The organism is Oryzibacter oryziterrae, assembly GCF_021864535.1.
Classification (GTDB): domain Bacteria; phylum Pseudomonadota; class Alphaproteobacteria; order Rhizobiales; family Pleomorphomonadaceae; genus Pleomorphomonas; species Pleomorphomonas oryziterrae.
The window spans coordinates 1-20959 of record NZ_JAKJIC010000004.1 but is presented as its reverse complement, the minus strand read 5'-3'; the positions used below and the strand labels follow the sequence as shown (position 1 = coordinate 20959).

The 20959-nt window shown below is 64.3% G+C and carries 15 protein-coding genes; 9 read left to right on the top strand and 6 right to left on the bottom strand.

Translation table 11 applies throughout. The features are described from left to right. Positions 1–2: 2 nt before the first annotated feature. From L2I41_RS05940 to L2I41_RS05930, 3 genes are all read right to left on the bottom strand, one after another. A complete protein-coding gene (locus tag L2I41_RS05940) occupies positions 3–896 on the bottom strand; it encodes a LysR substrate-binding domain-containing protein (protein WP_237152607.1) in 894 nt (297 codons plus the stop codon). Next, the gene (locus tag L2I41_RS05935) at positions 893–1654 is read right to left on the bottom strand and encodes an RluA family pseudouridine synthase (protein ID WP_237152606.1); all 762 of its coding nucleotides are present in this window, start codon (positions 1652–1654) and stop codon (positions 893–895) included. The genes L2I41_RS05940 and L2I41_RS05935 overlap by 4 nt, the downstream gene beginning before the upstream one ends. 100 nt (positions 1655–1754) lie before the next feature. Next, complete coding sequence (locus L2I41_RS05930; protein WP_237152605.1) at positions 1755–3335, bottom strand: hypothetical protein; 1581 nt, start codon at positions 3333–3335, stop codon at positions 1755–1757. A 500-nt stretch (positions 3336–3835) separates the two neighbouring features. On the opposite strand from L2I41_RS05930, the gene L2I41_RS05925 reads away from it, so the two are divergent. The 5 genes from L2I41_RS05925 to rbsK all read left to right on the top strand — a co-directional run bounded on the left by L2I41_RS05925 (position 3836) and on the right by rbsK (position 9655). Next, on the top strand, positions 3836–4591 hold the full coding sequence (locus tag L2I41_RS05925) for a DeoR/GlpR family DNA-binding transcription regulator (RefSeq protein WP_237152604.1): 756 nt from the start codon (positions 3836–3838) through the stop codon (positions 4589–4591). Positions 4592–4721: 130 nt separating this feature from the next. Next, positions 4722–5729, top strand: a complete 1008-nt coding sequence (deoC, locus tag L2I41_RS05920) for a deoxyribose-phosphate aldolase (protein WP_237152603.1) — start codon at positions 4722–4724, stop codon at positions 5727–5729. A 52-nt stretch (positions 5730–5781) separates the two neighbouring features. Continuing rightward, positions 5782–8172: an aldehyde dehydrogenase family protein gene (locus L2I41_RS05915; RefSeq protein WP_237152602.1), complete on the top strand. Its 2391-nt coding sequence runs from the start codon at positions 5782–5784 to the stop codon at positions 8170–8172. 29 nt (positions 8173–8201) lie between these two features. After that, positions 8202–8654: an RbsD/FucU family protein gene (locus tag L2I41_RS05910; RefSeq protein WP_237152601.1), complete on the top strand. Its 453-nt coding sequence runs from the start codon at positions 8202–8204 to the stop codon at positions 8652–8654. 74 nt (positions 8655–8728) lie between these two features. Further along, on the top strand, positions 8729–9655 hold the full coding sequence (gene rbsK, locus L2I41_RS05905; protein ID WP_237152600.1) for a ribokinase: 927 nt from the start codon (positions 8729–8731) through the stop codon (positions 9653–9655). Positions 9656–9713: 58 nt separating this feature from the next. Here rbsK and L2I41_RS05900 read toward each other — a convergent pair whose 3' ends face one another. After that, on the bottom strand, positions 9714–12002 hold the full coding sequence (locus L2I41_RS05900) for an EAL domain-containing protein (RefSeq protein WP_237152599.1): 2289 nt from the start codon (positions 12000–12002) through the stop codon (positions 9714–9716). 952 nt (positions 12003–12954) lie between these two features. Here L2I41_RS05900 and L2I41_RS05895 point away from each other — a divergent pair. From L2I41_RS05895 to L2I41_RS05885, 3 genes are read left to right on the top strand one after another with little or no spacing between them, the layout of a single operon-like run. After that, positions 12955–14004, top strand: a complete 1050-nt coding sequence (locus L2I41_RS05895; RefSeq protein WP_237152598.1) for an HD domain-containing phosphohydrolase — start codon at positions 12955–12957, stop codon at positions 14002–14004. 40 nt (positions 14005–14044) lie between these two features. Next, complete coding sequence (locus L2I41_RS05890; protein WP_237152597.1) at positions 14045–14542, top strand: putative pterin-binding protein; 498 nt, start codon at positions 14045–14047, stop codon at positions 14540–14542. After that, positions 14539–17094 carry a hybrid sensor histidine kinase/response regulator gene (locus L2I41_RS05885; RefSeq protein WP_237152596.1) on the top strand — a complete coding sequence of 852 codons (2556 nt, stop codon included), beginning with the start codon at positions 14539–14541 and terminating at the stop codon, positions 17092–17094. Before L2I41_RS05890 ends, L2I41_RS05885 begins: the two co-directional genes overlap by 4 nt. Before the next feature lie 16 nt (positions 17095–17110). Here L2I41_RS05885 and kdsA read toward each other — a convergent pair whose 3' ends face one another. Beyond that, a complete protein-coding gene (gene kdsA, locus L2I41_RS05880) occupies positions 17111–17968 on the bottom strand; it encodes a 3-deoxy-8-phosphooctulonate synthase (protein ID WP_237152595.1) in 858 nt (285 codons plus the stop codon). Positions 17969–18107: 139 nt separating this feature from the next. After that, on the bottom strand, positions 18108–19100 hold the full coding sequence (gene galE, locus L2I41_RS05875) for a UDP-glucose 4-epimerase GalE (RefSeq protein ID WP_237152594.1): 993 nt from the start codon (positions 19098–19100) through the stop codon (positions 18108–18110). 681 nt (positions 19101–19781) lie between these two features. Between galE and L2I41_RS05870 the strand changes: the two genes are divergently transcribed. After that, on the top strand, positions 19782–20927 hold the full coding sequence (locus L2I41_RS05870) for a response regulator (protein WP_237152593.1): 1146 nt from the start codon (positions 19782–19784) through the stop codon (positions 20925–20927). Positions 20928–20959 lie beyond the last annotated feature (32 nt).

Sequence of the window (20959 nt, the reverse complement as noted above, 5' to 3'; positions counted from 1 at the left end):
GACTAATTATCACCACATCGCCGCATCTCCTCGGCGAGCCAGCGGCGCAGCTTGACGAAGGCGGCCTCGCCCCAGCGCTCGGCGCTGGTCTGCACCACATAGGCGCCGAGGTGGATGTCGGTGGCCATGAGCTCGACCAGCCGCCCGGAAGCGAGCTCGTCAGCCACCTGCAGCCGGTTGACCAGCGTGACGCCCTGCCCCATCAGCGCCGCCTCGATGGCGACATTGGCATACCACAGACGCGGCCCGGCGAGCGGCGGCACGGGGTCGAGCCCTGCCATGGCCAGCCAGCGGCGCCACTGCTCGCGGCTTTCCTCGTGGATCAGCGGGCGCTGGGCGAGGTCTTCGACCGAGGTGACCGCGCCGTGGGTCGCCAGAAAGGCGGGACTTGCCACCGGGAAGAAGCGTGGCGACAGCAGTTCCTCATAGCGCACGCCGGTGACGGGGCGCGGGTTGAAGCGCAGTTCCACATCGGCCTCGCCACGCGTGAGCTCCGGAGGCTGGTCGGTCGGGCGCAGGACGATGTCGAGGCCCGGCAGCAGCGCTTCCAGTTCGTTGAGGCGCGGCATCAGCCAGCGCACGGCCAGGCCGGGCACGCACCAGAAATTGAGTTCGCCCCGCGTTCCTGCCGGCTTCAGCGCCTCGGTCGCCTGCGCGATCACCTCGAAGGCGAGCGCGGCCTGCTCGAAATAGCGCCGCCCCTCGGGCGTCGGTTCGCTGCCGCGCGGGCTGTTGTCGATCAGCCGGACACCGAGAAAGGCTTCGAGATTGTGCACGTGCCGGCTGACCGCCGAATGATCCACGCCGAGTTCATGGGCCGCCTTGCGCACCGAGCCCAGGCGCGCCACCGCCTCGAAGGCGCGCAGGGCCACGAGCGGCGGCAGCCGGCGGGTCATGGCTGAACCGTCTCCGGGACCTCAACCGGTTCGACTGCAGCAGGCCGCGGCACATGGCGCAGCCAGCCGGTCTCGTCCATGACGCCCAGACGGCCAAGCAGCCGCGTCATGTGTTCGGGCACCGGCGCTTCGGCCTCGATGACCGGCTTCTTCTTGTAAAGGGGCACGGAAATGTGGCGGGCATGCAGGTGCAGGCGCTTGTCGACGCCTCGGGCGAGGTCACCGCCGTAGACGCCGTCGCCGACGATGGGGCAGCCCAGAAACGCGGTGTGCACCCGCAGCTGATGCGTCCGGCCCGTGCGTGGGAAGAGGTCGACGACCGAGAGCTTGTCGCCGCGCGCCACGACGCGATACTCGGTCACCGAGGGCTGACCGGACGGATCGACCTTCATCCACCAGGAGCGCTTGTCGTGCACCTGCTTGGCGAGCGGCGCGTCGATCACCCCTTCGTCCTCGGGCATCTGACCGACGACAACGGCCAGATAGGTCTTGGCGATCTTCTGGGAGGCGAACATCTCGCCGAGCTCCCGGATCGAGCGACGATGGCGACCGAGAACCAGGCAGCCGGAGGTGTCCTTGTCGAGCCGGTGCGCCAGCTGCGGTGGGTTGGGCAGGCCGAATTGCAGTGCCGGGAAATGCTGGTCCAGCGTCTCGCCACCGCCAAAGCCGCCGTGCACCGGGATGCCTGCGGGCTTGTCGACGATCAGCATCTGGCCGTCACGGTAGAGAATGCGGGCGATGAGTTCGTCGTCAGTCATGAGTTGTTGCTGGCCTGCGGCATCGGGGGGAGCGACGCTCGCTCCGTTCGGCGCAGCTATAGCGCCTTCCCGCGATTGCCACAATCAGACGGCCGCTCGCTCAGTCAACCAGTTGCGAGGTGGCGCAGGACACGCCGGAGACGGACAGATCCATCTGACCCGGCTTGACGCCGAAGGTGGCAAAGGCGCTGGAGAAAATCTCGTTGAGGCCGTCGGCCTTGTCGTTGATGGCCTGGGCGAGATCGGCGCGGACACCGCTTTCGGTCATGTCGGGCTGTGGCCGCTTGAAGGTGACGACGATGTCGGCGTCACCGGCCAGCTTGCCGAGGCGATTGCGCAGGTCGATGGGGGCGCGCAGGCTGCGCATGGTCGGGCCGCTGGCCGCCGTCGGGAAGACGATGGTGATCGGCGGGTCGTCGGCAAAGCTCTCGCTGCCCTGCCCCCAGGCGATGACCGTGTCGGTGGCGATCAGCGGAACATATTTGCTGTCGGCGGCGCCGTCGGCCTCACTGTCCGCGGGCTTGAAGATGGCTAGGCTGGCCCGCACCGGCCTGCCGTCCACGGTGATGTCGGACCCCTTGCCGTCGCACTGGATGGTTCGCACCACGGCGTCGCCGGCGGACAGGCGCACTTCCACGGGCAGGGTAAATTCGACAGCGTCAGCGATGGCGATGCCGCGCACCTTGACGCGGGCGGCGATGCGCATGGGCGCCGTGGCAATCGTGCTGCCCTCGCTGGCGACGAGCGCGGCGACGGTCCCTTCGGCGGATTTGGCCGTCGACAGGTCGAGGTCAACGAGATCGATGCCGTCGAGGGGATTGACGACCGTGACGCTGACCGGTGCCTCGGCCAGGATGGCGCGCAGGAGGCCGCCCACAAGATCGATGGCGCGGATCGACAGGAGTTCTTGCGGGAAGCCGACTTCGGAGGCCTTGAGGCCTGAGGCAAAGCCGAAGATCGAGCCGAGTTCGACTTCCGTGCCCGGCTGGGCGCCATGCTCGGCCAACCGCCGCAAGGCGGCGACGGCGGCGGCGTCGAAGGCGGAGAGGTTGGCCTGTGCAGCCAGTTGATCGGCGGCGGCGGTCAACACCTTGCCCGGGCCGAAGCGCGTCCGCAGTATCTGGTCGAGATCCGGGGGGGCATCCGCCGTCTCAGCCGCCTCGAGACGGGAGACCAGATCCGGCAAGGCAATGGAGACCTGCGACAGCACCCGTCGATCGTCGATATCCAGATGTACACCGTTGCCGAACAGGGCCTGTTCGATGGCGCCGGCGATGGCGTCATTGCCCGGGGCAGCCATGCCCTTGATGGCGAGGCCCACGACGCCGGTGCGGCGCGCCATGGCGGTCGCGGCGACCGGCCAATATTTGTATCCGACGAAGGCGCCGAAGGGCAGGACAGCCTGCCCCGACACGGTCACACGAACGATGTTGCCGCCCTGCGACTGCTCGACAAAGGTGTCGCCCCGCAAGATCCCGGACTTGACGTCGGCCTGCAGGCGGCTTTCCGCCCGGCTTTCGATCACATGCCGGACCGTGGTGCGAATGCCATCGGCATTGCGGGCGGCAGCAAGGGCGGCCTCGTCAGCGGTTTCGGACACGAGCCGCCTTGCAGTTGCGACGGTGCGCATGTCCGACCAGGCGGCCATGCCGACCAGCAGCAGGAGCAAGGCAGCGCTCATCGCCGCGACAAGTGGCCAGGCCAGTCCCGGATGACGTTCGTGAAGTGTGTTCCAATATTGAAGCAACGTCGACCGAGCCTGATTCTTCCCTGGGCCAAGTTTGCCCATCCCGCCGAAACCGGGCACTTTCCAGCCCGGCACGCGGTATGCACAACCATACGGAGCATTTTTCTTTGCGCCCGCCCTCAAATCTAGCGGCGACGAATGTTAATAAAATGTGACCATTGCCGCATTTGGACATGTCGGGCGGGCTTCGCAGGCGCGATTTCCTCGCGATGCCACACCCATCGGGCCATACACCTCGCAGAACCGGCAAGTTGCTATGAAAATTGCAGAAATTGCCTATGGGGTACTGCTTAACGCCCCGCAGCGAACGTCGCGGAGTTTTTTGGCACCAGGGCCGTCGAAAGTCGACACCCCCGCAGTTTGGCGCGCAGCCTGTTTGAAGCCATGTGAAAAATGTGATAATCACAACATCATGTGAAACAGGCGAGATGAGCATGGCCGGCAATAGCGACGAACGAATGGAGCGCCTGGGGCGCGAGGTGGCCGCGCGCGGCGTCTTGCGGCTCAAGGATGCGGCCGCCCTGCTCGGCGTTTCGGAGATGACCGTGCGGCGCGACCTGGCCGGCGCCCGCGATCGTCTCACCTATCTCGGCGGTCATATCGTGGCGCAGGGCGATGGCGGACCGCAGGTGCCCTATCAGTTCGAGCGGGAGGCCGACAGTCGGGCTGCCAGCAAGCGGGCCGCCTGTGCCCACGCCGTGCCGCTGATTGCGCCCGACAGCACCATCTTCATCGATTGCGGCACCACGCTCGCCCATCTCGCCGAGCAGTTGCCGACCGGATTTGCGCTGACGGTACTGTGCTATTCGCTCAATGTCGCCGAGCGGGTCGCCCATCGCAGCGACATCAGGCTGATCCTGCTTGGCGGGCTCTACCACCCCGAATCAGCCTCCTTTGCCGGAGACGCCGGAGCCTCCCTCAGCTGGTTCGGCATCAACACGGCTTTCATCTCCGCCGGCGGGGTTGACCCGGCCCGTGGGGTCAGCTGCTCGCATCTGCATGAAGTGCCGATCAAGCAGCAGGCGATGGCCTGTGCGCAGGCCTCCTATCTGGTGATCGACGGCAGCAAGAAGGGGCGCGTTCGTCCTGCGCTGTTTGCCGGGCTGGACGACTTCGCCGGTCTCGTCACGGAAGACGGGCTTCAGCGGTTCCCGGGGCGCAGCGCCGCGCCAGCAGGCGGCGCGACTTGACAGTCGCCCTTGCGAATGTCAAGATTATAACAATATGTCATCATAGTCACATTTGCGGACCCTGCGCGTCCGCAATCATCGATTGTTTCTGTTGACAGCTGCCTCGTCACGCAGCGGAGGATCCTTTCCCATGCCCGCCGACAGTTCAGTTCCGACGTCCGGTCCGACCTCTGAGACCAGCAGCAACCACGAAAGGCGCAATGTGCCGGGGCCGCTGGAGCTTGAGGTGATCGAAGGCTTGCGCGTCAACCTCTCCGCGGTCGAGCGGCGCGCGGCGTCCTTGCCGGGCCGGCGCACCGTCAAGAAGGATGCGCAGGCTGCCTGGCTGCTCAAGGCCGTGACCGAGATCGACCTCACCACGCTCTCGGGCGACGATACGCCGGAGCGCGTGAAGCGCATCTGCGCCAAGGCACGCCAGCCGGTGCGGCAGGATATCCTCGACGCGCTCGGCATGGGGGATCGGCGCATCACCACCGGTGCGGTCTGCGTCTACGGAACCATGGTGCCGCATGCCGTGGCAGCCCTCGAAGGATCGGGCATTCCCGTGGCCGCCGTCTCCACCGGCTTTCCCGCCGGTCTGGTGCCGCATGACCTCAAGCTCAAGGAGATCGAGCGGTCGATTGCCGAGGGCGCGTCGGAGATCGACATCGTCATCACCCGCGAGCATGTGCTGACCGGCAACTGGCAGGCGCTTTACAACGAGATGCGCGACTATCGCCAAGCCTGCGGCGAGGCCCATGTGAAGGCCATTCTGGCGACGGGCGATCTCAAGACGCTGCGCAATGTCGCCCGTGCATCCATGGTTTGCATGATGGCCGGTGCCGACTTCATCAAGACTTCCACCGGCAAGGAAGGCGTCAACGCCACGCTGCCGGTGACGCTGGTGATGGTGCGCATGATCCGCGACTATCAGGAGATGACCGGCATCAAGGTCGGCTACAAGCCGGCCGGCGGCATCTCGCTGGCAAAGGATGTGCTCAACTATCAGATCCTGATGAAGGAAGAGCTGGGCCGCCGCTGGCTGGAGCCCGACCTCTTCCGCGTCGGCGCTTCGAGCCTGCTCGCCGATATCGAGCGGCAGCTCGAGCATCATGTCACCGGCGCCTATTCCGCCTTCAACCGCCATCCCCTCGGCTGATCCGCACTTTCGCGTCGATCGCCTTTCCTCCCGAGTTCGAAGGAACCAACAGATGTCCGTTGCCAGCTATTTCGACGACCTGTCCTACGGCCCCGCCCCCGAAGCCGATGGCGACGTGCGTGCCTGGCTGAAGCGCCATGAGCCCGGCTTTGGCCTGTTCATCGGCGGCAAGTTCGTGGCCCCGTCGTCGGGTGAGTTTCACACCGCCCATGAACCTGCGACCGGCAAGGATCTCGCCCGCATCGCCATGGCGACCAAGGTCGACGTGGACGCTGCCGTTGCCGCCGCACGCAAGGCTCAGGGCCCGTGGTCGCGCCTTTCGGGCCACGCCCGCGCCCGCCATCTCTATGCGCTGGCCCGCATGATCCAGCGGCATGCCCGCCTATTCGCCGTGCTCGAATCGCTCGACAACGGCAAGCCGATCCGCGAGACGCGCGACATCGACGTGCCGCTGGCGGCCCGCCATTTCTACCATCATGCCGGCTGGGCGCAGCTGCAGGAACGGGAGTTTCCCGATCACCAGCCGGTCGGCGTGGTCGGCCAGATCATCCCGTGGAACTTCCCCTTCCTGATGCTGGCCTGGAAGGTGGCGCCGGCGCTGGCGCTCGGCAACACCGTGGTGCTGAAGCCGGCCGAGTTCACCTCGCTGACCGCCCTGCTGTTTGCCGAACTTGCCGCCGAGGCTGGACTGCCCGCGGGTGTCCTCAATGTGGTGACCGGCTCGGGTTCGGTGGCCGGCACGGCCATCGTCGAGCATGAGGGGATCGACAAGATCGCCTTCACCGGCTCGACGGAAGTGGGTCGGCTGATCCGCGAGCGTACCGCCGGTTCGGGCAAGTCGCTGACGCTGGAGCTTGGCGGCAAGTCGCCCTTCATCGTCTTCGACGACGCCGATCTTGACGGCGCCGTGGAAGGCGTGGTCGACGCCATCTGGTTCAACCAGGGCCAGGTGTGCTGCGCCGGCTCGCGCCTCCTGATCCAGGAAGGCGTGGCGCCAAGGTTCCTCGCCAAGCTCAAGCGCCGCATGGGCACGCTGGTCACCGGCCATCCGCTCGACAAGTGCATCGACCTCGGCGCCATCGTTGACGAGAGCCAGCGGCGGCGCATCGACGCGCTGGTGCAGAAGGGCGTGGCGGAGGGTGGCGAACTCTACCAGGCCGACATTGCACTGCCCACGGGCGGCTGCTTCTACAAGCCGACGCTGATTTCCGGCGTCCATCCGGCCTCCACCGTGGCGCAGGAGGAAATCTTCGGCCCGGTTGCGGTGTCCATGACCTTCCGCACTCCCGACGAGGCCATTCAGCTTGCCAACAACACCCGCTATGGCCTCGCCGCGTCCATCTGGAGCGAGACCATCGGCCTTGCCCTTGAAGTGGCCGCCAAGGTGCAGGCGGGTGTCGTCTGGGTCAACGCCACCAACCTGTTCGACGCGGCCGTCGGTTTCGGTGGCTATCGCGAATCGGGCTATGGCCGCGAGGGCGGCAAGGAAGGCGCTTATGAATATCTGAAGCCCAAGGCCTGGGCGGCACGCAAGCCGCGCGGGGCTCGCCCCGCCCTGCCCGAGGCCCGCGTTGCCTCAGGCGGCTTCGATCTGCCCGGCATCGACCGCACGGCCAAGCTGTTCATCGGTGGCAAGCAGGCCCGTCCCGACGGCAACTATTCGCAGACCGTGCTTGGCCCCAAGGGCCAGGTGCTGGGTGAAGTGGGCGTCGGCAGCCGCAAGGATATCCGCAACGCAGTTGCCGCAGCGCGAGGCGCCGAAGGCTGGAGCCGCGCCACGGCTCACAACCGCGCGCAGGTGCTCTATTACATCGCCGAGAATCTCTCCGCCCGGACTGCCGAGTTTGCCGCTCGCATCGCCGCCATGACCGGCACGACGGCGGCCAAGGCGACGGCCGAGGTGGATGCGTCGATCGCGCGCCTGTTCACCTATGGCGCCTGGGCCGACAAGTATGAGGGTGTCGTCCATACCCCGCCCTTGCGCGGCGTGGCGCTCGCCATGCACGAACCGGTCGGCACTGTCGGCATCGTCTGCCCCGACGAGGCGCCGCTACTGGCCTTCATCAGCCTGGTGGCGCCGGCGATCGCGCTTGGCAACCGCGTTGTGGTCGTCCCCAGCGAGCGTCACCCGCTGGCCGCCACCGATTTCTACTCGGTGCTCGAGACGTCGGACGTGCCGGCCGGTGTCGTCAACATCGTGACGGGTTCGCCAGCCGAGCTGACCAAGACGCTTGCCGAGCACAACGACCTCGATTCCCTCTGGGTTTTCGGACCCAAGGAATTGTCCGCCTTGGCAGAACGGCTCTCGGTCGCTAACCTCAAGCGCACGCTCACCGACAACGGGCTTGCAACCGACTGGTTCAATCCGGCGGAAGCGGAGGGACCGATCCTTCTGCGCCATGCGGTGAATGTGAAGAATATCTGGATCCCCTATGGCGAATGAGCCTCCGGGGTTCCCCCGGGAGGACAAAGATGCTCAAGAACATCGATCCGCTGCTGAACGCGGATCTTCTGCACGCGCTGCAATCCATGGGGCACGGCGACGTGCTCGCCATCGTGGACACCAACTTCCCCTCCGATTCGGTCGGGCGGGAGACCGTCGTCGGGCAGGCGCTGACCATTGCCGCACCGACGGCCGCGCGGGCTGCCGAGGCAATCCTGTCGGTGTTTCCGCTGGACACCTTCATTCCCGAACCGGCGCGCCGCATGGAAGTGGTGGGCAGCCCTGACGAGCGTCCGGCGGTGCAGCAGGAGTTCCAGGCGGCCATCGACAAGTGGGAAGGGCCGCAGTTCAAGCTCGGCAATGTGGAGCGCTATGCCTTCTATGAGGAAGCCAAGCGCGCCTATGCCGTGGTACAGACCGGCGAACGCCGCTTCTACGGCTGCTTCCTTCTGACCAAGGGCGTCATCCCGCCTGAAGGTTGATCCCTGCGCAGATGGGGTGCCCCGGCGGGCGCCCCTCTGCTTTCGCCATTCCCGCTTTTCCGGACCCTTTTGCCATGGCTGACACAACAGGCGTTTCCATTCTCGGCATCTTCAACGCCGACCTCATCTTCCGCGGTCCGCGCCTGCCGCGCATCGGCGAGACCCTCACCGGCACCGGCTTTGCCATAGGACCGGGCGGAAAGGGCTCCAACCAGGCCGTGGCCGCCGCCAAGGCGGGCGCAGCGGTGAAGTTCATCTCCAAGCTCGGGCAGGACAATTTCGGTGATCTCGCCGTGGACATCTGGACCCGAGCCGGCGTCACGCCGCGCGTTCAGCGGATTGCCGAAAAGCCGACGGGAACGGCCTTCATCTTCGTCAACGACGAGACGGGCGACAATGCCATCATCATCGCCCCGGGCGCACCGTCGACCCTGACGCCCGCCGACATCGACGCCGAAGCCGACGCCATCACCGGCTCGAAGGTGTTCGTCACCCAGCTCGAACAACCTGTGCCGGCCGCCGCCAGGGCGCTGGAGATCGCGCACGCCGCCGGCGTCACCACCATCTTCAACCCGGCACCCGCCGTGGCTTTCCCGGATGAGCTCTACGCGCTTTCGGACTATATCGCCCCCAATGAGACGGAAGCGGCCATGCTGACCGGCATCGAGCCCGGTTCGATCGACGATGCCCGCAAGGCCGGCGACATCCTGCTCAAGCGCGGCGCCCGCAATGCGCTGATCACGCTCGGCTCGAACGGCGCGCTGCTGCACAACGCCGACCGCTCGGTGCATATCCCCGTGGTCTCCGCCGGCAAGGTGGTCGATACCACCGGTGCGGGCGATGCCTTCCTCGGCGGTTTTGCGGCGGCGCTGTCGCGCGGCATGGACCCTGTGGACGCCGCCCGTTTCGGCTGCGCCACCGCCGGCATCGCGGTGACACGGTTCGGCACCGCACCGGCCATGCCGTCGCGGGACGAAATCGAGGCGCTGCTCGCCCGCTGAAGAGAGACAATCCTGCCACCCAGGAGGCTCCCGCCGCGGGCGTCTCCGGGGTGGCAGCTCAGGCCCGGTTCAAGAGAGGCTCGATGTTCTCGGCCGGCAACGGCCGGCTGAACAGATAGCCCTGATAGGCGTCGCAGCCCATCTCGCGCAGCACGGACAGCTGCTTGTCGGTCTCGACCCCCTCGGCCAGAACCTGCATGTGCAACTTGTGACCGATGGCGATGACCACCGCCGCGATGGCCTGATCGGCGTCATCTTCCGACAGATTGCGGATGAAGCTCTTGTCGATCTTGAGCCGCTGCACGGGGAAGCGCTTCAACACGCTGAGGCTGGAATAGCCGGTGCCGAAGTCGTCGATGGCGAGGCTGATACCAAAGCCGCGCAGCACGCCGAGCGTCTTCACGGTCATTTCCTCGTCGCGCATCAGCATGCTCTCGGTCAGCTCGAGCTCGAGCCAGCCGGCGTCCAGGCCGCTATCGCGCAGCGCGTCACCGACCGCCTGGCAGATGTCGCCTTCCTGGAACTGCCGGGCCGACACGTTGACCGAGATGCTTAGGGGCGGCAGCCCGTCCCGTTGCCAGGCCTTGGCCTGGCGACAGGCTTCGCGCAGCACCCAGTCGCCAAGCTCGACGATCAGGCCGCTCTCCTCGGCAAGGGGAATGAACTTGTCGGGAGACAGCAATCCATGTTTCGGGTGGCGCCAGCGCACCAGAGCCTCGACGCCGAAAATCCTGCCGCTCGGGGCGTCGACCTGCGGCTGGTAGAACAGGACGAACTGGTCCTCGTTGAGGGCTTGCCGCATGTCCTGCAGCAGCTGCAGGCGATCCTGAATGCCGCTGCCCATGGCGGCCTGGAAGCGGAGTACGCTGTTCTTGCCGCGCTGCTTGGCGTGAACCAGCGCCGTCTCGGCCTTGACCAGCAAGGTCTCGAGGCTGATCCCGTCATCGGGGTAGACAGCGTAGCCGACGCTGATCGTGGCGTTGACCGTGCCGACGGGCCCTTCAAGCGGTAGCAACAGATCCAGGTTCAGCCGCTCGACGGCCGCCGGGTCAAAGGGCGTCATCAACACGGCAAATTCGTCGCTGACCAGGCGTATGACGGAGCTGCGCGAGCCTGCACGCGCTTTCAGGATGTGCGCCACTTCGCGCACCGCCTGATCGCCCGCATCGCGGCCGAGGCTCTCGTTGATGAGGCCGAGATTGTCGATGTTGACAAAGGAGACGCAGAAGCGACCACCGTGCAAACCGGAGGCGCGCTCCGTCACGGCAAACAACCGCGCCAGCTGCGAGCGATTGGGCAGGCCTGTCAGTGCGTCATGGCTGGCGAGAAAGCGCAACTCGTCCTGAACCGCCTTGCGCTCGATGGCGATGCTGGCGATGCGGGCGGCGCCCTGCAGCAAGTCGAGCTCTTCCGTGTTCGGTGTCCCGGTCGAGCGACCGTAAACGGCAAAGGTGCCGATCACCCGTCCGTCGCTGGAGATCACCGGCACCGACCAGCAGCTGCAGTATCCGAGCGGCAAGGCAACCGCCCGGAAGTCGCGCCACAGCGGATCCTCTGCGATATCGGAGACGATGACCGGCTGGCGCCGATAGGCGGCGGTGCCGCAGGCCCCCGCGTTTGGGCCGATCAGCAGCCCGTCGGCCGCCAGCGTCATCGCTTCGGGCAGGTTGGGGGCCGCACCGCGCTTGAGGCGAAGTCCCTGGGCGTCAAGCAGATTGATGGACGCATTCCGACCTGGCCACTGGGCCTCCAGCAGCAGAACCAGTTCGGTCAAAACGTGGCTGAGCGGGGCGTTGCCGGCGATCAGCTCCAGTGCGCGCGTGTTGTGCAGGCGCAACTGCTCGGCCTTGCGGCGCTCGGTAATGTCGCGCCCCATGCCCACCAGACCGACCACGGTGCCGTCGGCGGTGACGAAGGGGACCTTATTCGTCGACATCCACAGGACGTTGCCCGCCCCGTCGACGATGCTTTCCTCCAGCTCGATCAGGCTGGTGCCGAGCGCCATCAGCTCCTGCTCGCGCGCGAAAAACTCGCGCGCCATTTCCGGCGGATGAATATCGAAATCGCTGAGGCCGATCATCGCCTCCGGACAGGTATATCCGTGCCGGAGCGCAGCCGCGCGATTGCACAGGAGGAAACGGCTGCTGCGATCCTTCACATAGAGCATGTCCGGGACCTGGTCGATCAACGCCCGGAAGACGCGATGACCGTCGGTCTGCTGCCAGAGGACAGAGGCTAGACCCTTGATGTCGTCGAGGCTGACCGGCTGCGACAGATGCGCGGGATCGAAGGCCGCTTGCGACGGGATCGTCTCGGTTTCCTTCGTTTCCGCGAACGGATTGTGCATCGGCCCAAGCCTCCCAGGCGCTTTCAGGCAAAACGGGCCGCGCGGTTGCCCGCAGGCGGCGGCACATTCTTCGCCATCATCGCGACATGGCACGTGACGCTACTTCGCTTCTATTCTCACCGACATGGCAATTTGTTTCCAGTCCGGCGGAACAATACGATAGCAAGATGATGACGAAAGATAAAACGGTATCCGCAGTTTCTAACCATAAATTGAACCCTGCGCATTGCCGATCCTGCTCTTTGCGCCTTACCTGGAGTTATTCCAGAGTGGATTCCGAATCTTTGGCAAGCTGAATAGCCTGCTGTATCGGTTCAAGACAAATCACATACTCTGCATACGTAAAACATCACCCTGATTCGATCGACGGCGACAGGTTGCATCAGCCGACCGTGACAGGACGACCGCCTCGGGCCCCATGCCGGTCCGCTCGCCTCAAGCCTTCGCGGCCGGCAAGGTTTCGGCAACCAGGTCACGTGTGTGAGAGGCGGCGGGGAGCCTCACGACGCGAAAGCAAAAAGCCCGGCCGAAGCCCCAAGTTCTTCGGCCGGGTTCAGAAAGCCACGCGTGCGGCCCTGGAGAGATGTGCTGTCACCGGAGCGGGAGCAGAATGGCGCTGGGATCCGATGTCACCCCTACCTTGCCCGTCGTGCGGCACTGCTTCCAGACCAAAATCAAACCGTTTCAGGCAATCCCTCTGCATCCCCTAGCAGAACTTTAGCCAATTGTAATAATTCCTGGCCTTGTACAAACTTTGTTAACGATAATTTTGACAGTTTCGTATTTACTTCAATATCGAGTGCATGGCTCCACGATGGTTAATAGCATGTTAGTACTTTCCGTAAGATACACTGCTCAAATATAAATATGCAATTTGGCATTCTTTTTTTCCAAGTTTTCATAGTTCGCATGCTAGATCCTTGACGGATTGAAACGCGGATTGGATCTGCTGATGAAACTCCTCCTGATCGATGACAATCCCAGCAACCTGTTCATGCTGGGGAAACTGGCCCAGAACTCGGGACTGAGCGACGTGGCGTCGTTCCGCGACCCGCTGCAGGCGCTGGAAGAGGCAAGACGCGCCCAGTTCGACATGATTGTGGTCGACTACATGATGCCGGGCATGGATGGCCTGTCGTTGATCAAGGAAGTGCGGGCCCTGCCCAACTATGCCGATGTTCCCATCGTCATGGTCACCACCGTCGACCAGCGAGAGATCTGCTATGCCGCGCTGGAAGCCGGCGCCACGGATTTCCTGACCAAGCCCGTCGACATGGCCGAGGCCAAGGCCCGGCTGCGCAACCTCGCTTCGCTCAGGGACATGCACAACAAGCTGCGCGACCGCGCGGACTGGCTGCAGTCGGAAGTGCGCAAGGCGACGCAAGAAATGGCGGTGATGGAAGAAGAGATCATCATGCGCCTGTCGCGGGCTTCGGAATACCGGGACAGCGACACCGGTGCCCACATCCTGCGCGTTGCCCGCATCAGTCGCGAACTGGCGGAGGAGCTCGGCCAGACCTCGCAGTTCTGCCATGACATCTATCTGGCGACCCCGATGCACGATGTCGGCAAGATCGGCGTGCCCGACGAGATCCTGCGCAAGCCCGGCCCCTATACGGCCGAAGAGCGCAAGCTGATGGAAACCCACACGCAAGTGGGCGGGGCCATCCTCGCAGGGTCGGAATCGCGCCTGATCCGCCTAGCGGCGGAAGTGGCCGAAACCCATCACGAGCGCTGGAACGGCGGCGGCTATCCGCGCGGCCTCAAGGAAACGCAGATTCCGCTGTCCGGCCGTATCGTCGCCGTGGCTGACGTGTTCGATGCCCTGGTCTCGCCGCGTCCTTACAAGAACGCCTGGCCGTTCGAGAAGGCGGCCCAGTATATCGCCGACAACAGTGGCACGCTGTTCGATCCGGACGTGGCCCAGGCCTTTGCGCTGCGCTATTTCCGCATCATCAAGATCGTCGAGTCCGTTCCCGATCCCGTGATCAACGCTGCCTGAGACGCAGGATAGACCTTTCTCAACCGCTCGGAGTTGCTTCATGCTCGCTCGTCTTGCCTTGACGATGATGGCCGTTGCGCTGGCCAGCCCGGCGCTCGCGCTCGATCCGCCGAAAGGGCCGGTGATCCTGACCATTTCCGGGTCGATCACCGAAACCAACAATGGGGACAAGGCAGAGTTCGATCTGGCCATGCTCAACGAGATCGAGCAGCGGACCACCCACACCAAGACACCGTGGACCGAAGGCGAAACGGAGTTCTCCGGCCCGGTGCTGAAGGCGCTGCTCGACAAGGTGGGTGCCAAGGGATCAGCCTTGACGGTCACGGCCCTCAACGACTTTGCCACGGAAATTCCGACCTCGGACTTTACCAGCTATCCGGTCATCCTCGCCTCGACCATGAACGGAATGCCGATGTCCGTGCGCGACAAGGGACCGCTGTTCGTGATCTATCCCTTCTCCGAATATCCCGACATCTACAACGAACAGTATTTCAACCGTTCGGCCTGGCAGGTCGCAACGATCGAGGTCCATGATTGACCCCACACGCTGACCCTGGCACGCTCGAAATGAAGCAGACCGAACGCTTCGGTCTGCGCCTGCCGGGGCTGTTCTTCTTCATCGCCGCCGGCCTGATGTTCCTGGTGGCCGCCATTGCAGTCTTCGTTCTGCTGGTGCGCCAGCAGCAGGACATTCAATCCTCCGTCCAGGAAGACGCGCTCTGGGCCACCTATCAGCTCGACCGCGAGACCGGCAAGCTTCTGCGGGCGGTTGACGAGGTGCGCCACCATCAGGATACCGCGTCCCTATCCAACCTGACGCAGCGCTTCGACATCCTCTACAGCCGCATGGACGTCCTGGAGCGCGGCGACTTTCCCGAAGAGTTCAGCTCCGACCCCAAGTTCGTCAAGGCGACCGCCGACGTGGTGCGCAGCATCCGGCACGTGGCGTCGGACTTCGACCAGATCGTGCACACCGGCCAAGTCAGCCCCGCACTGCTGGACGACATCGAAGCCCATTTCGCGGCCATGCAGTCGACGACTGAAACGCTGGTCACCACAGCCAACCGCAAGCAAGCGGCGCAGCGGACGGAGACGCGGGTCTACCTGGAAAGCCTCTACCGGGTGTTCGCCATCCTGGTGGGCGCGTTGACGCTGACCATGGGCATCTTCATCGTCAACCTGATCCGGCAGATCAAGGAGATCAGCCGCGGTCGTGCCCGCCTGCTGTCCATGGCCGACGAACTGCGCGCTGCCGCAAGCGCCGCCGAGGCGGGCAACCGGGCCAAGTCCACCTTCCTCGCCACCATGAGCCACGAGATCCGCACGCCGATCAATGGCGTGCTCGGCATGGCGGATCTGCTGCTCGACACCCATCTCGATGCCGACCAGCGCAACCTGGCGTCCAGCATCCAGACCTGCGGGCGCAGCCTGATCGACCTGATCAACGACATCCTCGACTTCTCGAAACTCGAAGCCGGCAGCTTCGACATCGACCACATTGCCTTCGACCCGGTCACGGTCGCCGAAGGGGCAATTACCGTGGTGGAGAACCGGGCGCGCGAAAAGGGCCTGGTGGTGATCCTGGCACCGGAACTGCCGTTCGGCACGCAGTATCTCGGCGACCCCGGCCGCATTCGCCAGATCATCCTCAATCTCGTTGCCAATGCGGTGAAGTTTACCGAGATCGGCAATGTGATCGTTCGCCTCAGGAATGTCGGCTCACCGCAGGCGCCGACGCTGCGGGTCGAAGTCAGCGACACGGGGATCGGCATTTCCGAAGAGGGCCAGCACCGTCTGTTCCGCGAGTTCTCGCAGGTGGACGCGTCGATTACACGTCGGTTCGGCGGTACGGGCCTTGGGCTCGCGATCTGCCGGCGCATCGTGCAGGGGCTGTCCGGGCGCATTGGCGTCACCAGTTCGGAGGGCACCGGCAGCACGTTTCATTTCGAACTGCCGCTCGAAGCCTGCGACGCCCCGGTTGGCGCGGTGCCGCCGCTTCAAGGCCGCAAGCTCTCCGTTGAAGGCCGCAATGCGCAGGAAGTCGCCGCGATCAGTGCCGCATTCACCCATCTGGGTGCAACAGTCGACGCTTGTGCCGACGACATCCGGGTTGCCGTTGAGACTCTGCCGCCCGAACATGCCCTGGCTCACCTGCAGCTCAGCATCGCCGGCAAGGAAGAAAGTTCGTCCTGGCGCCCCCTCAACGCCTTGATCGGAAGCCATCTTCTGGCAGCGCTCACCGCTCCCGCGCCGGATGACGAGCTGCAGCGCGCGGCGCAGCCGGGCGTCACGGCCGATCTGCGCGTCCTCGTAGTGGAAGACAACAGGGTCAATCAGGAAGTGGCCGTGCGCATGCTGCGCCGCCTCGGCTGCGAAGTGACGGTGGCCGAGAATGGCGCAGAAGGCCTCGCCATGGCCAATGCGCGCGAATATGACATCATCTTCATGGACATGCAGATGCCCATCATGGACGGGCTCGAGGCGACGCGCGCCATTCGCAAGTCACACGCCCACGGCCGGGTGGTACCGATCGTGGCAATGACGGCCAATGCCTTCGCCACCGACCGCGAGGCCTGCCTCGCCGCGGGCATGAACGAGTTCCTGACCAAGCCGATCGAACGCGATGCCGTGCTCGCCACGCTCAACCGCGTCCTCTCGGGGCGGATCGCTCCCCGGCAGATGCACCCGGCCGAAGCCAGGCAGGCGACGGAAGAGCCGGCTGCCAGCGCGGGCGTGAACGTCAAGCGCATTCGGGCACTGGTGACGGAACTCGGGGTGGAGGACGCGGACTTTCTGCTGACCTCCTTCGTCGAAGAAGCCTCCAGCATGCTCAGCGAACTGTCGCAGGCCCTCGGCGACGACGATCAGGCGACAGCCAAGCGGGCGCTGCACACGCTGAAGGGGGCGGCCGCCAATGTGGGCTTCGACGGACTGTCAGCCCAAGCCTTTGCCTTGATGCAGCAGCTTCCCGATCCGGATATCGGCGCGCTCGGCCAATTGATGCTGGCGATCACCGCGATCGACGGCACGGTTGCCGAGCTGCGGCGGACCGTGCTGGCCAAGGACCCGTCTCAGGCCTTGAGCGCCTGAGACGGCTCGGTTCTCATCAATAGCCGGCAGTCAGTGCCCGCGACTTGGAGATGCCGTCGATCGCCTTGAGATCGGCGAGGAAGCCGGCAACCCATTCCAGCGGCAGCATGTTGGGGCCGTCCGACGGGGCCACGTCGGGATTGTCATGCGCTTCGGCAAAGACGGCGGCACAGCCGACGGCGATTGCCGCGCGCGCAAGCGCCGGGGCGAAGGCCCGCTTGCCGCCGGACGACGTGCCACGCCCGCCCGGCTCCTGCACCGAATGGGTGGCGTCGAAGACCACGGGATAGCCGGTTTCGGCCATGGTGGGCAGGCCGCGGAAGTCGGTGACCAGCGTCGAATAGCCGAAAGACGTGCCGCGATCGCAGAGCAGGATCTTCTCGTTGCCGGTCGAGGCGATCTTGTCGGCAACGTTCTGCATGTCCCAGGGGGCGAGGAACTGGCCCTTCTTGACATTGACGGTCTTGCCGGTCTCGCCGGCGGCGATCAGGAGATCGGTCTGGCGGCAGAGGAAGGCCGGAATCTGGATGATGTCGACAACTTCGGCCGCGCGGCGGGCCTGCTCGATGTCGTGAATGTCGGTCAGAACCGGGCAGCCGAAGGTGTCGCGGATCTCGGCGAGGATGGCAAGGCCGGTCTCGATGCCGACGCCGCGCTGGCCCTTGAGCGAGGTGCGATTGGCCTTGTCATAGGACGCCTTGAAGACGAAGGGCACACCGGCCTTTCCGGTTTCCTTGGCGAGGAAGTCGGCAATCTTCAGCGCGTGCTCGCGGCTTTCGATCTGGCAGGGGCCGGAGATCAGAACGAAGGGAAGCGTGTTGTCAAAGGTGACGTTGCCGGTCCGGACGGACTTCTGCGGCGTAGCGACGGCCATGTTTTCAAATCCCTCAAGCAAGAAAGCGACGAGTACGTGCGCCCTGAGAAACCGTCTTTCGGCGGGTAATGCAAGAAAAAATACAAGGCGCGCCACACGGCCAAAGCCTGTGACGCGCCTGTTGCAGATCGGGGACGGCTCAGGGCTTGGAGTTGCGCAGCGACAGCGACTTTTCCCACGCCAGAGCATGCGAAACGATCGTATCGAGATCCTCAAGCTTGGGTGCCCAGCCAAGCTTGTTGCGGATGAACTGCGAATCCGCCACCAGTGCCGGCGGATCCCCGGCGCGGCGTTCGGCCAGGTTCACCGCAAAGTCGACGCCGGACACGCGCTTGACCGCGTCGATCACTTCCAGCACCGAGAAGCCCTTGCCGTAGCCGCAGTTGGCCGTGAGGTTGTCACCGCCGCCGAGCAGATGCATCAGCGCCAGCACATGGGCGTCGATGAGGTCGGTGACATGGATATAGTCACGCAGGCAGGTGCCGTCGGGCGTCGGATAGTCCGTGCCGTAGACGTCCATGCTGGCGCGCTGGCCGAGGGCGGTCTGCGAGGCGATCTTGATCAGGTGAGTGGCGCGCTTCGACGACTGGCCGGTGCGCCCCTTGGGATCAGCGCCAGCGACGTTGAAATAGCGCAGGACCGCATATTTGAGACCATGGGCGCGCGAGGTGTCGCGCAGCATGATCTCGGTCATCAGCTTGGACCAGCCGTAGGGCGACACCGGAGACGGCGACAGGGTCTCGTCGATCAGCGACACGCCCGGCTCGCCGTAGACGGCGGCGGTCGACGAGAAGAGGAAGGCCTTGACCCCGGCGCGCACGGCAGCTGCGATCAGCGCCCGCGACTTCACCGTGTTGTTTTCATAATAGCTGAGCGGATCGGTGACCGAATCAGGGACGACGATCGAACCGGCGAAATGCGCAATGCCGGTTACCCCTTCTTCCTTCAGAACCTGATCGACCAGGGTGCTGTCGCCGATGTCGCCCACGACAAGACGCGCGGCAGCCGGCAGCACCGCTTCGAAACCGGTGGACAGATTGTCGATAACCACGACCCGTTCGCCGCGATCGACGAGGGCGTGGACCATGTGACTGCCAATATAGCCGGCACCGCCGGTCACCAGAATTGCCATCGAAAACTCCACATGCGTCGGGGTACCGGCCACAAATTGCCAAAACTACCCTCATCCGTGCGACCACCACGGTTCGTACAGATGCAAATGCCAACTGACCCTGCCCAAGCACGACCGGACCATCGCCCCTTACTAGCAGATCAACCGTCACTTTCGAACCGCAATTCACCGTTGGTAAAAACAACGAGAACTACAGCCAAGACTTGGTAGTATTCACCAAGGGTTTTGCCCTTTCAGGCGAGTATTGAAGGGCGCAGCGTTCATCCCGTGAAAGGACACGGAAGCGACGGCATTTTCAAGACGAAACACATCTGGTAAAATCTTCGTCATCACAGGTACTTACTAAATCGGGCGAATCCAGGCGCGCTGCGCCGTTCGCCTCGATCGGCTCGGCCCGCAATCCTATTTTCGGCGATTTCCACCGCTTTTCCGATTTCTTTAAGTAGTATTACTTAATTGTTTTTCCACATAAATTTTGTGTGCATATTGCAGGTGCCTTGCAAAATTAACTTCCTGTTAACTATTTTTATTAAACCTATCGGAATAAACTTCGGTTGCGTACGTTTTCGGGAATTGGGTTGGTAATCTCCGATTCCGGGAATTTACCTAGATCGCAAGTTGGGATGCGGAAAGGCTGATCATTCCGTTCGGCCTGCCAATCAGGATGGGTGAGGAGGGCGTATGTCCCGTGGGACTGAGCACCGCTACCAGTCGACTTCAGGCACGCTGTCGCGCCGCCTGCGTCTGGTCGATGCCGATTTTCCGCCACCGGAACGGCGGAAGATTGCCGTGCTCTACGTCGAGGACGATACCGACGACATCTATCTTCTGGGCCATCAACTGCGCATGATGCCATCCTTTGACGTCGACTTCGTGCATGCCTCAACCCCGGCGGATGCGCGCTTCGAGGTCACTCAACGCAGCTATGACGTGGTGCTGTGCGATTTCTGGCTCGGCTCGGAAACGACGATCCCGCTGATCGACGAGCTGAAGAGCAACTGTGCCCAGACACCGATCGTGCTCGTCTCCTCGCTGGAAAATGACGATATCGAGCTCATCGGGCGCCGGGCCGGTGCCGATGGCTTCGTTGCGAAGGGCGATCTGACGTCTGCCTCGCTCGACCGCGTCTTCAACACGCTGTTGCCGGTCAGTCCGGCCCCCGTGTCTCGTCCGGAGGGCGCTGCCGCCTGGCTGCGCGGCCTCATGGAAAGCCTTGACAGGGCGCGTGCCTTGCTGCCGCCGCCCAACGGCGACGACGATGACAGCCTGCGCCTGCGCGAGTTCATGGACGAAATCCTCGGCCGGTCCGATGCGACGCGTCAGGACGTCATGGAGAAACTGGCCGGTCTCGAACGCGCCACACGAGATGGGGCCGGCGTTACGCGCATCGATGCGGCCGCCTATGTGACCGACGCGGTTCGCAAGCAGAGCCTGCGTGCGCGCGGCGGAGCCACGTTCCAGTTCCGCGCCCCGCTGATCCCGATCATGCTGGAAGCCAGTCCGACGCTGTTCGGCGATACCATCGACGGCTTCTTTGCCGAGGCCGGCGATCTTCTCGAAGACGGCATATCGGTTTCGGCCGGCCTGCGGATCGAGGCTGGGCATTTGCTGGTTTCATTGTCGGCCGGCGTTTGGGAAGCGCCGGAGATCCGCGGGGATCTCTCCATCGTCGAGGCGGCCGCCATCGAGCGCCGCTTCCTGATCGAGACGCTCGCTCGCGCCTGTGGCGGCACGGTGGCTTTCGGCGAGGACGCGCTGGCGACCGATGAGGGCGAAGTGGCGCGTCTCGAAATCCCCCTGCGCCTCGATGCGGCCCAGAGCAACTGACCAGCGACTGTTGCAGGCATGAAGGAGACTGT

Excerpts from the sequence above, each read along its gene's own strand:
- L2I41_RS05940 (WP_237152607.1), bottom strand. The coding sequence starts at position 896 with ATGACCCGCCGGCTGCCGCCGCTCGTGGCCCTGCGCGCCTTCGAGGCG.
- L2I41_RS05935 (WP_237152606.1), bottom strand. The coding sequence starts at position 1,654 with ATGACTGACGACGAACTCATCGCCCGCATTCTCTACCGTGACGGCCAG.
- L2I41_RS05930 (WP_237152605.1), bottom strand. The coding sequence starts at position 3,335 with ATGAGCGCTGCCTTGCTCCTGCTGCTGGTCGGCATGGCCGCCTGGTCG.
- L2I41_RS05925 (WP_237152604.1), top strand. The coding sequence starts at position 3,836 with ATGGCCGGCAATAGCGACGAACGAATGGAGCGCCTGGGGCGCGAGGTG.
- deoC (WP_237152603.1), top strand. The coding sequence starts at position 4,722 with ATGCCCGCCGACAGTTCAGTTCCGACGTCCGGTCCGACCTCTGAGACC.
- L2I41_RS05915 (WP_237152602.1), top strand. The coding sequence starts at position 5,782 with ATGTCCGTTGCCAGCTATTTCGACGACCTGTCCTACGGCCCCGCCCCC.
- L2I41_RS05910 (WP_237152601.1), top strand. The coding sequence starts at position 8,202 with ATGCTCAAGAACATCGATCCGCTGCTGAACGCGGATCTTCTGCACGCG.
- rbsK (WP_237152600.1), top strand. The coding sequence starts at position 8,729 with ATGGCTGACACAACAGGCGTTTCCATTCTCGGCATCTTCAACGCCGAC.
- L2I41_RS05900 (WP_237152599.1), bottom strand. The coding sequence starts at position 12,002 with ATGCACAATCCGTTCGCGGAAACGAAGGAAACCGAGACGATCCCGTCG.
- L2I41_RS05895 (WP_237152598.1), top strand. The coding sequence starts at position 12,955 with ATGAAACTCCTCCTGATCGATGACAATCCCAGCAACCTGTTCATGCTG.
- L2I41_RS05890 (WP_237152597.1), top strand. The coding sequence starts at position 14,045 with ATGCTCGCTCGTCTTGCCTTGACGATGATGGCCGTTGCGCTGGCCAGC.
- kdsA (WP_237152595.1), bottom strand. The coding sequence starts at position 17,968 with ATGGCCGTCGCTACGCCGCAGAAGTCCGTCCGGACCGGCAACGTCACC.
- galE (WP_237152594.1), bottom strand. The coding sequence starts at position 19,100 with ATGGCAATTCTGGTGACCGGCGGTGCCGGCTATATTGGCAGTCACATG.
- L2I41_RS05870 (WP_237152593.1), top strand. The coding sequence starts at position 19,782 with ATGTCCCGTGGGACTGAGCACCGCTACCAGTCGACTTCAGGCACGCTG.